This window comes from Candidatus Saccharibacteria bacterium (assembly GCA_016432585.1).
Classification (GTDB): Bacteria; Patescibacteriota; Saccharimonadia; order Saccharimonadales; family Saccharimonadaceae.
Window position 1 is genome coordinate 28,418 of record CP066696.1, and the last position, 19,954, is coordinate 48,371.

Annotated in this window: 14 protein-coding genes and 1 tRNA gene; 8 read left to right on the top strand and 7 right to left on the bottom strand. The window is 46.9% G+C overall.

Going from position 1 to position 19,954, the window contains the following annotated elements; translation table 11 throughout:
• Window position 1: 1 nt before the first annotated feature.
• The gene (locus HZB75_00130) at window positions 2-397 is read right to left on the bottom strand and encodes a GtrA family protein (protein QQG50906.1); all 396 of its coding nucleotides are present in this window, start codon (window positions 395-397) and stop codon (window positions 2-4) included.
• A complete protein-coding gene (galE, locus tag HZB75_00135) occupies window positions 390-1,406 on the bottom strand; it encodes a UDP-glucose 4-epimerase GalE (protein ID QQG50907.1) in 1,017 nt (338 codons plus the stop codon). The genes HZB75_00130 and galE overlap by 8 nt, the downstream gene beginning before the upstream one ends.
• 92 nt (window positions 1,407-1,498) lie before the next feature.
• Between galE and HZB75_00140 the strand changes: the two genes are divergently transcribed.
• The 3 genes from HZB75_00140 (at window position 1,499) to HZB75_00150 (ending at window position 5,576) form a co-directional block, all read left to right on the top strand.
• Window positions 1,499-1,942 carry an adenylyltransferase/cytidyltransferase family protein gene (locus HZB75_00140; GenBank protein ID QQG50908.1) on the top strand — a complete coding sequence of 148 codons (444 nt, stop codon included), beginning with the start codon at window positions 1,499-1,501 and terminating at the stop codon, window positions 1,940-1,942.
• A gap of 19 nt (window positions 1,943-1,961) precedes the next feature.
• Entirely contained in the window at window positions 1,962-3,782 is a 1,821-nt protein-coding gene (gene glmS / locus HZB75_00145) for a glutamine--fructose-6-phosphate transaminase (isomerizing) (protein QQG50909.1), read from the top strand.
• Window positions 3,783-3,848: 66 nt separating this feature from the next.
• The gene (locus HZB75_00150; GenBank protein ID QQG50910.1) at window positions 3,849-5,576 is read left to right on the top strand and encodes a carboxypeptidase regulatory-like domain-containing protein; all 1,728 of its coding nucleotides are present in this window, start codon (window positions 3,849-3,851) and stop codon (window positions 5,574-5,576) included.
• Here HZB75_00150 and HZB75_00155 read toward each other — a convergent pair whose 3' ends face one another.
• A complete protein-coding gene (locus HZB75_00155) occupies window positions 5,577-6,698 on the bottom strand; it encodes a glycosyltransferase (GenBank protein QQG50911.1) in 1,122 nt (373 codons plus the stop codon).
• Entirely contained in the window at window positions 6,698-8,134 is a 1,437-nt protein-coding gene (locus tag HZB75_00160) for a sugar transferase (GenBank protein QQG50912.1), read from the bottom strand. Before HZB75_00160 ends, HZB75_00155 begins: the two co-directional genes overlap by 1 nt.
• A 42-nt stretch (window positions 8,135-8,176) precedes the next feature.
• On the opposite strand from HZB75_00160, the gene HZB75_00165 reads away from it, so the two are divergent.
• From HZB75_00165 to HZB75_00185, 5 genes are all read left to right on the top strand, one after another.
• Complete coding sequence (locus tag HZB75_00165) at window positions 8,177-9,469, top strand: hypothetical protein (protein QQG50913.1); 1,293 nt, start codon at window positions 8,177-8,179, stop codon at window positions 9,467-9,469.
• On the top strand, window positions 9,456-9,836 hold the full coding sequence (locus HZB75_00170) for a hypothetical protein (GenBank protein QQG50914.1): 381 nt from the start codon (window positions 9,456-9,458) through the stop codon (window positions 9,834-9,836). Before HZB75_00165 ends, HZB75_00170 begins: the two co-directional genes overlap by 14 nt.
• Before the next feature lie 51 nt (window positions 9,837-9,887).
• Window positions 9,888-9,962 (top strand) — tRNA-Asn (locus HZB75_00175).
• Window positions 9,963-10,053: 91 nt separating this feature from the next.
• Complete coding sequence (locus HZB75_00180) at window positions 10,054-10,743, top strand: hypothetical protein (protein ID QQG50915.1); 690 nt, start codon at window positions 10,054-10,056, stop codon at window positions 10,741-10,743.
• Window positions 10,744-10,939: 196 nt separating this feature from the next.
• A complete protein-coding gene (locus HZB75_00185; protein ID QQG50916.1) occupies window positions 10,940-11,626 on the top strand; it encodes a hypothetical protein in 687 nt (228 codons plus the stop codon).
• A 97-nt stretch (window positions 11,627-11,723) separates the two neighbouring features.
• Here HZB75_00185 and HZB75_00190 read toward each other — a convergent pair whose 3' ends face one another.
• The 3 genes from HZB75_00190 to HZB75_00200 all read right to left on the bottom strand — a co-directional run bounded on the left by HZB75_00190 (window position 11,724) and on the right by HZB75_00200 (window position 19,905).
• Complete coding sequence (locus tag HZB75_00190; protein QQG50917.1) at window positions 11,724-11,957, bottom strand: hypothetical protein; 234 nt, start codon at window positions 11,955-11,957, stop codon at window positions 11,724-11,726.
• 246 nt (window positions 11,958-12,203) lie between these two features.
• Window positions 12,204-18,896 (bottom strand): hypothetical protein, encoded by a 6,693-nt coding sequence (locus tag HZB75_00195; protein QQG50918.1) that lies wholly within the window; start codon window positions 18,894-18,896, stop codon window positions 12,204-12,206.
• A gap of 169 nt (window positions 18,897-19,065) precedes the next feature.
• The gene (locus HZB75_00200; GenBank protein ID QQG50919.1) at window positions 19,066-19,905 is read right to left on the bottom strand and encodes a hypothetical protein; all 840 of its coding nucleotides are present in this window, start codon (window positions 19,903-19,905) and stop codon (window positions 19,066-19,068) included.
• Between the last annotated feature and the right edge of the window lie 49 nt (window positions 19,906-19,954).

Sequence of the window (19,954 nt, forward strand, 5' to 3'; positions counted from 1 at the left end):
ATTATTTATCGTGATAGAGGCTGCGCCTGGCGAAAAAGTTCCAGATATACACGAGGACAGTTGCTAGAATCTTGGAAAGAATATAGTTCAACCCCGAAACGTCTGTCAGAAGCCACATTCCTGCGTTTAGAATAAGAAGGCCAACGAGCCCAATGATCGCAAAAAGAGAAAACTCGGCTGCTTTTGACGATAGCTTTGATTGCCCAAACACGTACTTATTACTAAGTACAAAAAGGACACAGAGTCCTGCGACAAATCCGCTTGAAGCGGCTATTAGGTAGTGAACGTGAAAGATCTCGTGAAGAAGTATAAGTGTACCAAAGTCGATAACATAGCCGACAAGCGCGGCGCCAAAATAGCGCGCAAACTGCTTACTTATTTTACTAACCTTATCCATGTGTGACGTACCCTTCTGGATTCTGTGATTGCCAGCGCCAAGAATCAGCGCAGGCGTCTTCTATGGTTTTGCTCGTTCTCCACCCCAGCTCTTCGAGTGCCTTACTCGCATCGGCGTAATATTCTGGCAAATCACCGGGGCGTCGAGGTGCTATTTCGTAGGGAATTGTCACTCCGGAAGCTTTTTCAAAGGCATGAACAAGCTCTAATACCGACGTTCCTTCTCCTGTGCCAAGATTGTAAGTTGCCGTGCCAGGTTTTGAGTGTTCGAGTGCGGCGACATGTCCTTTGGCAAGATCAACGACGTGAATATAGTCGCGCACGCCGGTACCATCTATAGTGTCGTAATCGTTGCCGAAAATCATCAGTTTATCGCGTTTTTTGGTCGCGACCTGTGTTATGAAAGGCATAAGATTATTAGGAATACCGTCTGGATGTTCGCCGATTTTGCCGCTAGGGTGTGCGCCGATTGGGTTGAAATAGCGTAGAACGGTAAATTCGTTAGATGGGTCTGCCTTTGCAGTGTCGCGCATTATCTCTTCGATAACGTACTTTGTTTGTCCATAAGGGTTTGTGATTCCTTGTCCGGCAGGATATGTTTCGATATAAGGAATAGGCGCAGCTCCGTAAACAGTGGCCGACGAGCTGAAGACAAGCTTCTTGACCCGATGCTCTTTCATGACCTCAAGTAGGGCGATCGACGATACGACATTGTTTCGGTAGTACAAAAGTGGGTCTGCTGTCGATTCACCTACGGCTTTTAATCCGGCAAAGTGGATAACGGCATCAAAAGCGTGCTGATTAAATAGTTCGCTAAGTTTTACTTTATCTTGCACGTCAAATGAACTGACGGGAATCGCAGCTCCGGTAATTTCTTCAATGCGGCGTACTGCTTCAGGACTACTATTTGAGAAGTTGTCCACAATATGGACGCTATGATTTTTTGCGATAAGTTCAACTATTGTGTGACTGCCTATATAGCCAGCGCCACCCGTAACGAGAATATTCATGGCTCTAGTATATCAGTTATAATGGTAATACGGACACAATCTTTCGCATTCGTCTGTATTATTTAGAAGCTTAGTTCGAAAGGGGTAGAAGCATGAAAATTGTAATCGTTAGCGGCTTTTTTAATCCGCTACATGGTGGCCATATGGATATGATTGAAGCGGCGGCAAAAATGGGTGATAGGCTCATCGTTGTTGTAAATAATGATGCGCAGCAAATTCTTAAAAAAGATAAAGTGATTCTTACCGCTGAAAACCGAATGCGCTTAATGCGGGCGCTTCGCGATGTTGACGAGGTAGTGCTTGCGATCGACCAGGATCCGCCGGTAACGAAAACCTTAGAGATGATCGCAAAAGAACATCCAAATGACGAAATTATTTTTGCGAATGGTGGCGACCGAGTATCGACCGATGCCCTACCTGGGCCCGAAGCGGCTGTATGTGACGAGTATGGAATTACTATGGTATTTGGCGTAGGTGGTGACGAAAAAGCTGATTCATCAACGCGCATTAACCAAGCGCTCGGTCACAAAAAATAATCGAAAGGCGGATAGCTGTATGTGCGGAATTGTCGGGTATATTGGTAAGCGCGACGCGCAAGATGTTTTACTTGGCGGTTTGCGGCGTTTGGAGTACCGTGGGTACGATTCGGCAGGGATAATCACTGTCGATAAGGCGAAGAGGGCGACGCTATTAAGGGCAATTGGCAAGGTGAGCGAACTCGGCAATCTGGTGGCGGCAAGCGAAAACCACGATATGGTTGGGATAGGGCACACAAGGTGGGCGACGCATGGGGAGCCATCGGTAAGGAACGCCCACCCGCACCAGGCCGGCGATATTTATATCGTGCATAACGGCATTATCGAAAACTACAAAGAGTTGAAGCAGGAGCTAAAAAACCACACGTTTGCAAGCCAAACGGACACCGAGGTTTTGGCAGCGCTGATCAACTCTTTTTATGATACAAAGACATCGCTCAAAGACGCGGTGCGCCAGGCCCTAGAACTAGTGGTTGGTACCTACGGTATTGCCGTGGTTTCGGTGCGCCAGCCAGATGAAATAGTGGTTGCGCGTATGGGTAGTCCGCTGATTATTGGCGTTGGAAAAGACGAAACGCTGATTGCAAGCGACGCCTCGGCACTTATTGGCCATACGTCACAGGCTATCTACCTGAACGATGGTGAGATGGCAATCTGTACGTCTGGTGGGGTGGAGCTTCAGGATATGAACTCCCACCCAGTTTCTGCTAAGGTAGAGACGATTGAGATGGACATGCAGGTTATCCAAAAACAGGGATATGACCACTTTTTGTTAAAAGAAATCAGCGAGCAGCCGTCGACGCTTCGATCAACATTAAGCGGTCGAGTTATTCTAGATGAAAAGCGAGTTCAATTGGGTGGGCTTAATATGACAGCCGATGAGCTTCGTGACATTAAGCACGTAACGATTATTGGGTGTGGTACGGCATACTATGCCGGGCTCCTCGCCTCTTACTACCTAGAGCAGCTTGTCGATGGCTTAACGGTAGATGTAGTGATTGCCTCGGAATTCCGTTATAGGTCGTTCCACATGCCCGAGAATAGTGTGGCGCTTATCGTATCGCAATCAGGCGAAACGGCAGATACGCTTGCCTGTCTTCGCGAAATAAAACGGCGTGGGGTGCGAACACTCGGCATTATTAATGCTGTCGGCTCTACGATTGCCCGCGAAGTAGATGGTGGCGTGTATGTTCACGCTGGCCCCGAAATATCTGTGGCGAGCACCAAAGCCTTTACGTCGCAGGTTGCAGCTATGACGATGTTTGGCGTGCAGGTGGCGCAGGCAAAGGGTGTGAGCGTGCAGCGCACAGCGTCGTTTGTGGAAGAACTGGCGATTTTGCCAGATGAAATCGAAAAGGTGATAAAAAGCCATATCAAAGAAATGGCGAAAGTCGCAAAAAAGTACGCCAAGTATGATCACGCACTATATTTAGGACGTGACACGCTATTTCCGGCTGCGCTTGAGGGTGCGCTAAAATTAAAGGAAATTTCATATATCCAGGCGGAAGGCTACGCGACAGGCGAGCTAAAACATGGTCCGATTGCTCTTATCGACGACAGGTTTTTCGAAGTAATGCTTCTTATGGAGGGTTGGCTTTACGATAAGTCTATCAGCGGTCTTTCCGAGATTAACGCCCGTGGTGGCCATGTTGTTGTATTTACAAACAGTAAAAAGGATGTGGATGCCGAAACGGTTGTCCGGATCGATACGAAACTTGATGTTCTCGCGCCGATTGCTATAAACGTATTACAGCAACTATTTGCTTATTATGTAGCAGTTGGCCGCGGTAATGATGTGGATCAACCGCGAAATCTTGCAAAAAGCGTTACCGTAGAATAGATTTGACTTTTATCATTGTAACTTCCCCTTTTATCACCTATGATTTAAGGATAAAAGGGGAAAACCATGACCGAAAACGAACAGCCAGAAATCGAAGAAACCCACGCGCCAGAGACTCATCTGAGCGTTGCAAAGAAAAACTCATTCAAAGAGCGGATGGGGCGATTTTTCGGGTCTAAAAAAGGCAAAGTTGTTTCGGTTTTGGTTGCTTTGGTGGTCATTGCTGGCGTGATTTATGCTATTCCTGCGTCTCGTTATGCAATTGCCGGATCGTTTATTAAACGGAATGTTCATATTGCAGTTACCGATTCGACGACTCAAAAGCCTGTTAGCGACGCCGAATTAGTGCTCGGGAGTTTTACAGCGAAGACCGATGCGAACGGAGTTGTTGATATCTCGAATGTCCCTGCGGGCGAGTATACTTTGCGAGTGACGAAGGCGTATTACACCGACATGAACCAGGCCTACGAGGTGCCGGTATTTGGTGAGGCTAAAGAAGTAAAGGCATCACTTGTCGCTACGGGGCGCCAGGTGGTTGTGAGTGTAACGAATAAAATCACAAAAGCAGCGCTAATGGGCGCGACCGTATCTGTTGGCGGTATTACATCTGTCACTAACGACAAGGGTATTGCCACGATGGTATTGCCAGCAGACAAAGACACTTTCGACGGCAAAGTGATGCGCGATGGCTATAATGAAGCGACAGTTAAAGTAAAGGCGAGCGACCAATCAGACGCAAATGTCTTTACAGCTACCCCTAGCGGATCGCTTTTTTACCTCAGTAAAAAATCTGGAAAGATTGATGTCATGAAATCGAACCTTGACGGTAGTGGCGCGACCGTGATCGTTAAAGGTACTGGGAACGAATCAGATAATGACACTCGCCTCTTCCCATCATCGGACTGGCGATATCTCATGCTTTCAGCGCGACGCGACACAAGTTTTAAAGGACAATTATATCTTGTCGATACAAAGACAAATTCTTTGACACTTGTTGATAAAGGGAGTGATTCGTCGTTTAGTCCGGTAGGATGGTCGGATCATACTTTCGTCTACAGTATTTATCGTAATAGCAAGCGGAATTGGGAGAGCGGACGCTATGCAATTAAGAGCTACGATATAAATACGTCAAAGATCGTAAGTATTGCAGAATCTCAGGGTTCTGGCACGCAGGTAAAGTACGAGTACGAGCGGCTCGATGGACCAATTATCGTAGACGGTAAACTGGCATACTCGATATCTTGGGAGCGTGGCGAGGCAATGTATTCAAAAACCACTAAAAAGAATGCCGTCGTCACCGTAAATATTGACGGCACGAACAAGGTTAAAATCAAAGAGTTCTCAATGAATTATTACGGAAACGTACAACTGCGCTACATGTCGCCGGTTAAGTTTAGTATCCAAGCTTCTTCTGATAATAAAGCTAATCAATACTTTCAATACGATAGCGGCAACGTATCAACGCTAAACACCACAGACGAGACATACTGGGATACAAGCTATCCGCTTCGACGAACCTCTCCTGACGGCGAGAAAACCTTGTGGTATGAGGCACGAGACGGCAAAAACAGTATCTTTTTAGGAAATAGTGCTGGTGCTGCTGGCAAGGAGATCGCTACAGAGTCAGACTATACAGTGTTTGGCTGGTATAGTGACGATTACATTTTACTAACGAAAAACAGTAGTGAATTATATATCGCGGCCGTAAACAAAGCAGAGGATGGCATGACAACACCTGTTAAGGTAGCAAATTATCACAAGGCGGCGGGCTACTGGGGGTACGGCGGCCAATAGTTAGCGGCTGTTGTCGCTAACTATTTTGCGGATTTTTGTAATAAATAATCCCTTGTCGAATCGCTTGGCTTTTCGGCGCAAAGTGCCGGGTAGGAACGTTGTCTGCTCGGCCTTTTGTATTGCCTCAGCAATAGCGTTAACGCTTTGCTCGTAAAACAATATGCCGCTTTCACCGTCTTGCACGATATCAAGTGCCCCTGCTTTTCCATAGGTAATAACGGGTGCGCCAGCGGCAAGTGCTTCTACCTGTACGATTCCAAAATCTTCTTCGGCGGCATACATCCAGCCCTTGGCGTGATTGAGTGCTTTTTCAAGCTCGGCGTCTGATGCGTCGCCAAACCTATCGGTATAAAACGATACAGTAGGGCCTGCTATGGCCTCTAACTGGCCGTGTGCGGGACCGTTGCCAAAGACTTTAAGCGGGATGCCAAGCTTTGTACATGCAGCAACCACAAGGTCGTAGCGCTTGTAGGGGAGCTGTCTGCCCATGGTCATATAGTAATCACCACGCTCGCGGGCGGGTTCGAACCTATCGACATCTACCGGCGGGTGAACGACCGTTGCTGGCTTGCCGTAATACTGTTTAATACGCTTTTGCGTCTCGGTAGAGTTGGCGATAAAGACGTCTACTTTTTGCGCGGCTTCGTAGTCTAGTTTGCGCTGGTGTGGTACGAACAGCGGAATAAGCAGGCGAATGATAGGGTCGAGTTTGCCATAGCCAGGGTTCTTTTTGTACTCCTCGTAGTGGCTCCAGTAGTAGCGCGCAGGGGTGTGACAGTACGAGATAATTACTTGGTCTTTACGGGTTTTGCGTATTTGGTTTGCGTTTAAGTACGAGCTGGTAATAATAATATCAAACTCGCTAAGGTCGAGATCTTGGAACGCTTTTACCTGAAGTGTAGGGAAAAGCTTGTACATTTTGCGGATTTTTTTAGGCAATTTTTGTAGCCAGGTTGTGCGGACATCCAGCTTTTTAAACTCTGGCAGTACGCGATCTTCGTCGTAAATGGCGGTATAAATAGGTGCATCAGGAAATGCATTGTGCAGTTCGTAAACGACGCGTTCGGCTCCGCCCATAACAATTAAAAACTCAGCAACAATAGCAATCTTAGGTGCTGGCATTATTTGGCACCTCTTTTACGAAATACGACAGCGACGGTTTTGAACAGGATTTTAATATCCAGCCAGAAGCTCCAGTTTTGTGCGTAAAAAAGCTCTAGTTCAATACGTTCGTCGAACGATAGGTTGCTTCGCCCGGACACTTGCCATAGGCCGGTAACACCCGACTTAACACTGTGTAATAGCGCGGTGCGGTTGGGTGAAAACTTTGTTTCTTGCGGCAAGATAGGGCGAGGTCCAACAAGGCTTAGGTCGCCTTTTATGACATTGAAGAGTTGTGGTAATTCGTCGAGCGATGTTACGCGGAGGAACTGGCCAAACTTGGTGATGCGTGGATCGTGTACAACCTTGCGGTTTTTTTCGTACTCCTGCGCCAAGTCCTCGCGGCCCATTTCGCGGAACTCAATAGCGGCGTCGCGCTTGCCGTACTTTGCGCTCATGCTGCGGAATTTTATCAGGCGTACGGGTTCGGAGAACTTGCTTAGTCGCTTACTGACATAAAAGATAGGTCCAGGATTGAGGATTTTTTGCAGAATAATAAGCACGGCGAAAAGCGGCGACAAAACAACAATGAGAAGGAACGACACGATCACATCGAACACCTGTTTGGCGATTGCACCCCAACCCACTAGCGGCGTTTGGCTGACCGAAATCATAGGGTAGCCAAGGAATACGTCGACGGTGTTTTTACCGGAATAAAACTCGCCCTCACCCGGAATAAAGCTGTAACTGATATGATTTACCTGTGCTGCACCCAAAATTCGCTGGTTGCGCTCTGCCGATGCATAGAGATCGGTCTGAATGATAGTAGTGATGCGAAGTTGTTTGATTTGTTCAAGCGCCCTATCAACAGATGAAAAATGTTTTACGTCGAGGCCGGGCGGTAACACGCTTTTTGGGCCAGCAATGGCAACGATTTTGTAGCCACTACGGTAGGTGTTGGACAGGCTGTCGGCAATGTCGCGCGTGGCATCGCTATCGCCAATAACAAGCACCCGGCTGGTGCCATGGCCAAAATAAAACAGCATGCTGCGCGTAAGGCGAAGCAGCTCACGCTCTATAAGTATGAGGCTGAACGACCCAATAAGTGCATAAACGGCGACAAGCCTCGCTGGAAACAGGTGCTGGCCGCTAAAATATTCCCAGCCAATAACGATAAGAATACCGATAACAGTACCAATGGCGATTTTACCCCATTCGACAAGACGACGGTTGTACGTGTTGGACTGGTAAAGGCCAAGGGTTGCAAAGGTGAGTATCCAGAATGGAACGAGAAAAAGAAAGTTTAGCAGGTATTGGTAGGCGTATACCTGTGTAAGAAGCGGGCGAGGATCGTACTGTACTCGTAAAACATAGGCAATCGTAAAAGCGCCAAGCAGCACAAGAAAATCGGCAGCAACAAGGATAAGACTATAGAACTTTGTATTCTTTGATGGCATCTATAGCTGTTATTATACCATTTTTTAGTTACACTAGAGATAATGAAAGTCACACGTCTAGAAAAGATATATATCGGAATACTAGTGGCGATATTCGCGGGTATCGTGCTACATGCGCCAATAAGTGTTGGGTTGGGGGTGTTATTTCCCGATTTCAATCTGTTAATAAAATCCTGGAAAGAGATTTTGATGCTCGTGGCGCTTCCACTTGCGATATATATAGCGACGCGTCGTGGCATGTGGGGTCAGCTGGTGCAAGATTGGCTTTTTCATATTATTCTGGCGTTTGCGCTACTTCATGGAGTGCTTGCGGTGGTTTTCTTCCAGGGCACAGCCCCAACGCTCGCCGGTCTTGCGATCGATTTGCGTTTTGTTGCGTTCTTTAGCCTTGTATATATTGCTGTTCGAGCGCTGCCACAGTATAAAGCTCTGTTTATAAAAGTGGCGATTGCAGGTGCGTTCGTAGTAGTAGGGTTTGCGACGCTTCAGTTGTTTTTGCCACCGGATATTTTGTCGCATATTGGTTATAGTCGCGATACGATCATGCCGTATCTTACAGTCGATAAAAACCCGGATTACATCCGTGTTAATAGCACGTTGCGCGGCCCTAACCCGCTGGGGGCGTACGCTGGCGTAGTGTTGGCGTTGGTCACGGCGGCTATCGTGCGCAAGCGTTTTGATCTTGAAAACACGAAAGTGCGAATTGGAATTGTTGTGCTAGCGGTGTGTGGCGCGGTGGCGCTATGGATAAGCTACTCGCGAAGTGCCCTTGTGGCGGGAATCGCCGCGGTGTTGCTGGTGATCGCTATGACGCAACTTCGCAAACTATCGCGCACGGCCTGGATTGCATCGTTTGCTGTTGTGGGCGCTATGGCGGGCGCGCTGGTGTTAAATTGGAATGGCTCGTTGGTCCAGAACGTGCTTCTTCACGAAAGCGAAAATGGCAGCGCAATCAGCTCGAACGACGCGCATGTATCGTCGCTGGCATTTGGCATCGATCGTCTGCTAAACCAGCCTATGGGCGCCGGGGTTGGCAGTACGGGCTCGGCATCACTGCACGGCGACGCGACGGTTATTATCGAAAACCAGTATTTGTTTGTGGCGCACGAGATTGGTTGGCTAGGGCTGGCGCTGTTTGTTGCGCTAAATGTACTAGTTTTTGCCCGATTATGGGGGCAACGCGAAGATTGGCTAAGTCTTGGTTTGTTTGCGGGCGGTATCGGGCTATGTCTTATCGGATTACTTCTACCTGTTTGGGTAGATGACACGGTATCAATTGTATGGTGGGGGCTCGCCGCGGTGGCGCTAGCAGGGGGTAAATATGGCCGAAAATAGAGCAACCAAAAAACAGCACGAACTGCTAGTGTATATCGATGAGTTTATAAAGACGAACGGCTACGGGCCAAGCTACCGCGAGGTAATGCGCGCACTCGACTACAAGTCGGTTTCTACAGTGGCGGTACATGTGAACGGTTTAATTGCGCAGGGGTTACTACTAAAGCGCGATAACTCCGCCCGTTCGTTAGAGGTTGTTGAAGAAAAGCAGGCGGGTGGCGAAGTAAATAAGAATACTTCCCATATTGACTGGCTTAAGCGAGAAATAAAGCTGCGAGAAAGCAAAGAATTCGAAGAAAGTAAGAAGGAGGCGCTGTTATTGCAGAAAGCACTGGCGATTTTACAAAATGAATCAATCGAAACCTGAAACTTTCCCGCTTGACCAAACCCCAGTTTAACAGGTATAATACCCTAGTATTCCGGCATAGCTCAGTGGTAGAGCGGATCGCTGTTAACGATTAGGTCGCTGGTTCGAGCCCAGCTGCCGGAGCCAAGAAAAATGATTCACGTTTGTGGATCTTTTTTCTTTGCGATAATCTTTTTAGTCAGATGTTTATTGATTATGCTAATGTATAATCATTAGTGTGAATAAGCTTATCAGAACTATCGTCGTAGCTTTTGTCTGTTTCGGAAGCTTTAACCTGCTAGTGGGTGCGTATGCTAGGCGGGGCGATCAAGAAGTAAATCTAATCGTATTACTCATTGGGCTAGCTGTCGCCGGAATTGTGTGGATTGGCGATATAATCCAAAGAGATAAGAATCATAAAATACAGTACATAATCAAGCCAATTGACTATGGACTTATCTTCTTATGGGCAATGGCTGTACCACTAGTTCTAAACGAATCGAATATCAGTAGATCTGTGTCTCAAATATTTGCATTAAGGAGGGGTTATCAAGCCTTCGATATAGTGCACTGGTTTGTTGTATTTATATTCATTGCCGCGATAAGCGTGCTCGCAATCAGCCTACTCGCACTTAGTCGCTCGAAGATTCGGTCGTTTCGATTGAGGTGGGTTGCGGTCATTGTTTGCTCTGTATCGTTGATTCTTGCGCTCACGGTTCCGATCGGAACGGTTCATACCGGTAGTTGTGGATGGAACGAGGTTCGCTTAAGTTTATTGAGCGGAGGTCAGAAGGAGTTTGAGGCGGTTAAAGAGCAGGCCAGAGATGCTCAACTACGAAGACAGCAGAGACTTAAAGACAAAGACGCATCTTATGATATTGCCGAGGGCTGCTCGCCTGGTCTGATTTATGTATTGTACATACTATAGGAAAAACAGTACGCAAACTAACCTCTAACTCCCTTGATGGCGCAGATCGATGCTAGTAGCTTTGCCTTGCATCATTGTACTCGGAAAGTTTACGAAGTGCGTCCACTAGTGGGAGCCATGAAAAATGATTCACCATTGGTGGATCATTTTTTCGTTTTAGGGCAAAGCAAAGGCGTGATAATGTTATTCTTAAAGTATGGTTAAAAGTTCTTCTAGGCAAATAGGCAGTGTGCACTTTATCATTATCATCATCTTGGTCGTTACGCTTCTAGGTGTACTTGGATTTGTCTTTTGGCAGAATTTTATTAATAAAAAAGACACTGTTAATACAGAAACGAATAAAACTATTGATACGGCGCAAAATGAGGATAAGTCAAAATCGGATATGCTTACGTATCGGAATGACTCAATTGGTATTGAGTTTAATTATCCTAAAAATTGGATAAAAATAGAGTGTGACAATACTAATATTGAAAATCCGCAAAATAAAGTTTATTTTGGAACAACTAACGATGGACTTTCTATTGTTGATGGTAAGAGCACTCAACTATGTGAAGTCGGGTCTGATTTTCCTCCACAGATGACTTTCTCGATCAGTGATGATATAGATGACGGACTGTATCTTGATTATGCTCAATCAGCTACAGATGTAATGATTGATGGCATACGTGCTAAAAAATATCTAAGTTTTACTGACTCGAAATCTATTATGCCGGGACTCGAATCGACCACGTATGTCATTAAAAATGCCTATGGTCTATATATTACCGCTAACTACAAAAGATTTCCTAGAACTACTAGCGGTTCACGGGACAACTCGGAAGCCAGCCTGCGGGCATTTGTTGATGTAGTTGAAAGATCGCTTCGCTTTTTAAGAATGTAAAGGAGGTCGAATATAGGGCTCCGTTCGATATGAATATAGGAGCAGGTGGGTGTCGATCTACTACTCGGCACGGCCTCACTTTAGTGAAATATCAATTCTATAGATAGAAATGTATTACTAAAACAGTAAGGTTTATCGCGAGTCCTGCAATTGCAACAATTAAAAGCTTTATGTTATTTATGCGGTGCGACAAGATAGCACCCCTTGCACAAAAGGCGAGCCCTGCAATTGCAAGATACCATAGTAAGATAGACGCAAGTCCCAGGCTGGCGCCGAGGAGCGTAAAACTTTTACTTTCTTTTTCTGGATTCTTTGATGGTGCTAGTTGCATTTTTATTGTCTCCTTTGGCTTTTTTGGTTCTTAGGTATGCAGTATATTGGTAAACGCCAATAGCCAGCATAAATCCTAGACACGTGACTAATAGTAGGGTGGCGTATTCACGCGCGTGTTGACGTCCGGGTCGCTCGACGTAATTATCGAAGAAGGGTGTGTACATAAGCATGACGAGGAGTGTAGTGCCGACTCCTATGAGTAGGGGTTTAGTGTATTTGCGTTTTAAATATTTTTTTGCGTTTTTTACCATTTGAAAATCCTTTGTATAGATGAGATGAAGTGTTTAACTGCTTTGACGATAGGTCTGTAAGCCTCTAAATAAACATTCCTCGTTGTCTCCCCGGCATAATAACTGGTGATAGTCTTGACTAAGTTTTTAAGGGCTCTTTTTTGAACAGCCTTCTTTTTTACCGTTTTTACGGAAACTCTGTAGTTTCTCGTTTTTCCCGTATTTGACCCCCTCTTTATCTTACCAAAATCTCGCGCTGCTTTTGTTTTTCCTAAGAGCTTACCCCCTACTTTATCAGTGATGACGGATACGGCCGCTGCGCCGGCTGCTTGACTCCAGCTTCCGCCCTCGTATCGTACTTGGGCTGCTGCGCTCGTAGCCCCTACGACTGTAGCGGCCGCCGCCACTCCGGCACAGACACCTGCTGTAGCGACTACACATGCTGCGAGCCCAGCGCCAGCAGCCACGACTCCAATAGTGTCGGCGTTTTGACCAACCCAGTGCCATGATTGTTGCGCTGCACTTTTTACGCTCCCCCATAAATCCCACATCCCGGTTAGGTCGTATCTGTTTACTGGGTCTGTAGGGTAAACATAATCATTATCCACACCTCCCTCTACTGGATCTGCTGAGATAAACCGTCCCAAGGAGGGAATGTAGGCCCTGGCTCCCATCTGAATAGGTTCGAGAGCAATGTCCGTTTCGCTGATTTTTTGGTGTTGTCCTACATATTGCCAAGAAGTGCCTGATGCAGTGTTTTGTGCTCTTGTAGTGCCGGCAACATACTCACCGAACGGACCAGTTAAGTGTTTAGAAATTAACTCCCCACTGTTATTAACGGTTGCTGATACGTCACCATGAATGTTTGGAAGGCTGTAGACTTTATTCATGGCATTGGTTTCTTGGGGAGAGATAGTGAGGAGCACATCTCCCGGGAGAGTTACGTATTTCTGTACAACATCTCCTGATTCGCTAAGTAGGGCGTCGGGAGTGTCCTCGCCCCCCGTAAAGGCATACTGTAAGTGGCTCTTTACGATGTTATTCTCTGAGGCTGTGCGCCCTATAATGCGACCCTGTACGTCGCGCACATAATCTATATTCTTTTTTTGTTCTTGATCAGTATTGTTTGAGCCTGTTTGAGCCGCCAACACTTCTTCAATTGAAGTGTTTCGTCCGCTAGCATCAAAACCAAAGTTTGTTTTCTGACTCGTGGCTCCAAGGCTGACTATATTACCCCTAGTATCATACTCTGGCGTGTCAATCTTTGAGTCTGAACTGTAGATGAGTCGGTCGGCCATATCATAGCAGTACGTAGTGCTCTGGCCATTAACGGTCGCTGTCGTTCGGTTACCATTTTTTGCTGCGTTAGGGTTATTGCCCGGCAGTAATGAGCAACTTTCACCAGAATCTTCGAATCCGTATTCGTACACACTTTCACCTATTGTCGCAGAGGTTAATCGAGTAGCTCTATCGTAGGTGTACGATTTTGATACATTGTTTTCCGTACCGTTCGTAATATCTCCGCTGGCTGAGTAGGTGACGGAATCATCGATGGTTGTTCCGTCGCTTAGCGTAAACGAGGTTCCGGACTCTCGAAGCAATTCATCACGCTGAATATCACTTAGCGATATGCCAGAAGGGTAGTCGACATTCTCCACTCGGCCGAACTGGTCATAGGTAACTGTCGCATAAGTGATGCTGTCGATGCTGTATGTATTTAGTCGATCATATTGATCGTACGTGTAGCTTTCATTGCCGAGAACGCTCGTTCGGGTTAGTAGTTTCCCTAACGCGTCATAGCTACTGTTCGTAATCTTTTCTTTAGCGTCAGTATATTTTACAACTTGACCAAGGATGTTGCTTTCGGTTGTTATTGTTCCGCTCGAATCGGTCGAACTTACTATGAGTGGATTTCCGTTTACGGCGTAGTTGTTGCTGATAGTACGACCGGGCATATTACCAACGGTAGGCACGGATGTGTTTATGATTCGCTCTCTGGCATCGAAGGTCACGCACATCCAAGGTTCATTGGTGTATCGGATAGCCGCAACAGCTCCAGAGTTATTGTATACGACCTCACTTTCACGGCCTAAGAGTGGTCCTGTGCTGTCAGGGTCCTGTTCAGTCTTCGATTTTATGAAACCGGCTTGCTTATGTGCTTCCACCTCTGGTGTACAGGGATTATCCCTCGTTTCGGATGAGCCGTAATATTGATAGGACGTTTTTGTTCCTCCAGCCGATGTCCTGCTTGTTTGTCGGAGGAGGCCTTCGCCAGGCTCCTCGTAGACGGCTTTATTCTCATAAGCTAACCCTGTAGGGTCAAGGATTGATTTATCAATCGTCCCATATTCGGGTGATTTATATATGGTTCTTGTTTCAAGATTTCCGAGTTGTGAGTCGAACACAGTGGTTGACGTAGGAAGGCTGTAGTCGGGCGAGAGCTGATTGGAGAAAGTGGATGTTTCGGATTGACCCGGTGTCGTCAGATAAAGCTGAAGGCTAGCTGCCGTATTCGAGCCATGATAATGGTCGATTCGGATACGGTGATAGGTGTTGGCCGTGGTGTTATTATAAGGTGTTCCTGATACGGTTCGATCACCACCACTAAGCGTTCCGTCACCCCATCCGTCTACATAGAGCTGGTCATCGATATAGAGACGAAAGCCGGCATCGCCTCTAACTTTGAAATTATAGTCGCCCACACCGTCAAGTTTAATTTTGCCGGTATAGCGGGCACCCCATCCGTCGGTTGAAGTTACAGGTGTGGTATTTGCCGTAAAGGATGTCGCGACGGGTGCTGTCGTGCTCCATATTGCAGTGCTGTTTAATTTTGGCGCTCTCAGGAGTTTTTTATTGTCATAGTATGCAACGCCTAGTCCGGTAAGTCCCTCATCATATCCCGTCTTTACATGAGGGACATCACTCACGCGTGCAGTAATCGGCGTACGATCAGCGCCAAACCAGGTTGAGGGAGCAGGACCGTAGCCGTCAATTGGTAGATCATTATTGTCGTAAATCGTTGTTGATTTAAGCCCCTTTGGATCGGTCGTCGATAGGACTAAGTCCTTATCGGGATGCCACTCAATTTGTGACGTGAGATTGGCTAGATCCGTTTCCGAAGTTGTTCTGAATAAATTATCGTAGGTAATGCGCTTACTGAAGCCGTGAGGCTCCGAAGCGCCAACAACGTTCATCGCTGTTTCGTTGTATTTATATGAGAATGTGCTTTCCAGGCGTGGCTGTTGATCTGTTGATGCGGGCGAAATAACTGATTGCACTCGTCCCAGTCCGTCGTAGTTGATTGTTGTAACTGCGCTGATATCATCGTTTCGTACTCCATAGGCTATCGCATCGTTTGCTAGCATGTCTCGGTAAGAATTAATGCGTCCGAACGCGTCGTAGCCAAAGTCTTCATAGGCATCGCCTGGCTGTACGATTCTAGAAAGGTTACCCTGGTTGTATTGGAAGAGGGTCTTTTTTCCATCTGTCGTTTTGAAGGCACATAGCATGCCGCTTGGTGCGGTATCAAAACCACTCAGTATTTGGCATTCGCTGTCACCAGAATAATGGAGGGTTCCGTTGCGTGATTCGTCTACTCCGTCCGATATCTTTACGAGGCGGGAAGGATTTCCGGCATACTCGTATTTAAGTGCCGCAGGTTGGCGATCATCCTCAGAGGCAGTAACAGACGTAAGCTTGCCCTCGGCGTCAAAGATGTATGTCTTGCCCTCGGTATCAAGAACTGTGTAGGTGCTGTCGTCGTTTCGTGTGAGAACTGCTTCTTGGTCTTTTGGCGCGACATAGCCATTATTTTTCCATGTATATTCGTATGTTTGTCCGGTGCTGTCCGAAAGGATTGCAGCATTCGATGAAACTTGTAGGCGTTCATAATTAATGTTTCCATCGCCAAGCCCCATCTCCCACCCGTTCGGAAGGATATTGGCTTTTGGTGCTAGCCAGGTAATAGGCATTTCTTGTGCGGCAAGTCCTGGGCCTTGCATAAGCAATCGGAAGTGCGCGTTGCCGATACCTTCGTAGTAGTCAACGGTAATTGGTATTTGCTGTCCGGCGGTAAGGTTGACAGGCGTGCCCCAGTGGTCGCCTCCGATATAAGGTGCCCAGCTATCGTAGATAGTTTGGTCTGCGCCAAAGGCGCCAATGCCAAGTTTAATCTTCATGCCGTCATCGCCGTTTGCTCCAAGTGTGTAACTTCCAGACGTAGGAACGGTGAGGTAGCCCTTCCAGCGAACGAGAAAGTCATCTGAAGGTAAGCCAGGTGAGGCTGCGCCTGCACCCCATACGAAGTTTATCTTACTGTCGTTTCTTGCCATAAGTAGGCGATTTGGATCGTTCGGATTGGTTGGGAATGTTTTTGTGCCGTCATCTTTGTAGTAGCGCCCCTCAAGGCCGTATTTTGTTGCGGTTTCGCGAGCGCCAGTGTCAAACCAGCTGGCAGGCACTACTTGCTGCGGAACAGAACCCTGAACAAGAAGTTGCATGGTTGCTACTCCAGTAAATTCGGTTGCCTCTACCGTTATAGGAGTTGCTTTCCCGGCCTCAAGATGAATGCTTGACGCTCCAAAACCAGTACCGTTCGGGTATTTATTGAGGTGAAGCTGATTGTCGATATATACATTACAGCCGTCGTCGACTGCGCACCCAAAGGTGTAGTCGCCAGTCTGAGGGGCGGTGATATAACCAGTCCAGCGCGCTGAGAAGTTATCTTCCGCTACGACGCCCGCGGATGGACTGCCATTGGCCCATAAGAAATCTATATTAGGGTCGACGCGAGTGGCTACGGGTGCTCCACTGCGTGTCGTGTTGTTCCAGTATTGGCCGACAAGCCCCGGGCTCGACATGGCGGGCGAGTTGTAATCTAGACTAACGCCTATGTTTCCACCGAGCGCCGAGATATTGTGAGTACCGGTACTTGTGGTTGCGTTACCTGTTGCAAGGTCGACATTGATTGGTCCAAGTTGCTCGTACGCCTGGGTGCTGTCTTTTCCTGTACGCATGTCTACTTTAAACGATCTTACCCAGTTAGGGTCTCTTTGTGCATACCCCTTGGTGTAGGTGTGCCAGTAGTATGTTCGACCGTCTTGAAGAATGTTATCGGGAACTGTCCACTGAGACGAGCTAACCCAGCCCGAGTTAATGACTGCGCCAGTTTCGGCGTCGGGGTTTGTCGTGACGCGGAAGTAATACTTAACAGCATCACCGTCGGTATCGGTGACGTTATTGACGCGAAGGCTTGGCTGTGTGGTAACAACAGTGCCGCCATTTGCAGGAGATGCCGCAGTTGCCATTGGGGTTGGCGTATCGTAAACAACCGTTGCTTTCATGTCGTAATAGGGCTTGTAGGTGAGAGACGAGCCTTCTTGACCGCGGATACTCCACCAGCTTGCATAGTCATCGGCATCAACAAGCGCCTTTAACTTAGCGGTGAAATCGATATTAAAGTTTGTTGAAGCGCTGGCGCTGCCTGCCGTTGAACCGGTACAGTTAAATCCTGTGGAACAACTGGCGAGTCCCATGGTGATTGTTTTTGTGGTTGTTGTGCCACCGATTCCAGACTTGAACCATCCGTAAAGATCGGCGTTAAGAATAGTTTTGTTTGTTAGTTCGGTGTAGGGGATATTGATGTAACTTCGCCAGTGTTTCCAGCCGTTATCGTAGAGTGACCCTGTGTTGGCATAGCAGTTGCTTGCATTGCAGGCAAAGCCATCCGACCTATACATTTTGTAGACGATTTGGCTTTGCTTAGTAAATGTAGGGTCGATTCGCATAGGAAATGCTGAATCGGGCTGATTCTTAAACCAAGTAGAGTCGAGCTTAACGGAGATGCCAGTTGCTGTTGGTGTTTGGGAAACTCGTGGTTCGTTTATAACACCTCGGCCGTTTACATCAAGGGTGAGAGAGCTAAAGCTGTATTCATCGGAAATACCTTCGATGGTTAGTTCGCCTACGTTTTTAGGATGTTTAATAACTGTGCCACCTTCGACCGCAAAATCAAAGGATGTTTTCGAGGTTCTATTCTTAACGACAATGATTTCTTTTATTGATTCACCACGTAGTTCGTATTCCAGATCGACACCAGGCCAAGCGTCTTTATAAACGACAGTGGCTTCATCTTTTCGCTCCGGTGTTACGTTGTTTACGCCTACAGGCTTAACGGTAATATTCTTTCCATCGGCATCAAAAGAGATTCCGTCAGAGAGAGGTCGTAGCTGGGCAGACATCTTGCCTGCCTTACCCTTAAATCCGGTTTTGCCTGATTCTAGAGTTTGCGTGAGGGCGTTATCGATTGTCTTCCACTCGCTACCATCTTTGTAATTTTGCTGACGAGTGTTGAAGTCGAGAGTTTTTGTCCCATCGTCATTTAAGAATGTTTTTGTATAAGCAGTTCTTTTTTCGGTGAGTTCACGAACCTGTTTGCGCTCGCGTTGATTATCGGTCTTTTGATCGGTGGTAAGATTTCCAAGAGCCGCAGGATCGACGTTTTTTAGACTCGGAGCGGCGTTCGTATTACTATCTGATTCGAGCGGGGTAACACTTTGGCGTACGAATGTCTTTGGGTTTGAATTGGCGAAGAGCGCCATGAGCTGCGATGGCTGCGCCAAGGTAAATACCATCAGTAGCGCAAGAACAAAAAGAGCGCCGGGCTTTACTAATTTTTTGAACCTTCGAGGTTGGGAGAGTTTAAGCACAGCATGGCCCCTTGCTTGCATTTTTGTATGAACAGCAAATAGCAATGTCTGACACGCCTGAATCCCCCTTAAATTACCTTAAGCATAATTTAAGATTAAGAAAAACGCAATAGATTTGTATTAAGCAATTGCTCCTCTTAATAAATTGCGAAGTAGCGTCTACTCATAATTACGTAGTCGTTGTTGTTTTGGGCTTCGCGTCGTTAGTGGTGGGTGGTTTTCGAGTGGTCTTTTTAGTTACAAAGCTTATCACTCTACCGATGAGGGCAAGTAGGAGTATGAGTAATCCAGATATTGCGATCCAGTAATAAACCTCCCCAATGACGACGCCCAATTCCGTGGCAATATCGACAGGCAGAAAGCCCAGGGCGCTATCACCATTTTTTGGCGGGTTAGTTAACAGTAGACCTAATAGACTGCCGGGTACGCCAACGATAAACAGTTGTAGTCCAAAATTAGCCAATCGGCCCCATCTAGCGCTGAAGTAAATAACACCGATAAGTAGCAGCGCGGAGAGGGTAGAAAATATTCCGAGAAGTCCGTTTAGCGAATTGTGGGTTTGTTTGGTGAATAGGCGAAGGGCCGAAGCGTCGTTTATGAACTTTTGCTCTTCCTTGGGGCTTGTGGCAAAACGCTTGGCTGTCGCTTCGATACCGTCGTTGTAGAGTATTGTCGTGAGGGGAGTGAATACTTTTAGCTTTATTTCAGTAGCAGAAAGAGAAAGGTCTTGTTTTGTAATAGTTACCTCGGGCATCGTTGGAAGTGGACGTATAACGCCACCTTGTTTTTTCAGAGTTCGTTTCATCTCGTCTATGTCAGTCAGGGAGTCGTCGCGTATAAACATGCTACCAATTGCCAGTGCTGCAATTTTTGGACCACGATTTTCGTCGGTTAATTTGACAGCCGTCGCTAGTAGTAGCGTGACGAACAGGCAGAAGACGAAGAGTAGGCCGCAAATCCATTTAGCGTCAACGTGCCAATAGGGGCGTACGGAGGGATATAGCTTCATTACTAAGTAGTATAAACCATAACAGGGATCACCGCATCCTGAGGTATTA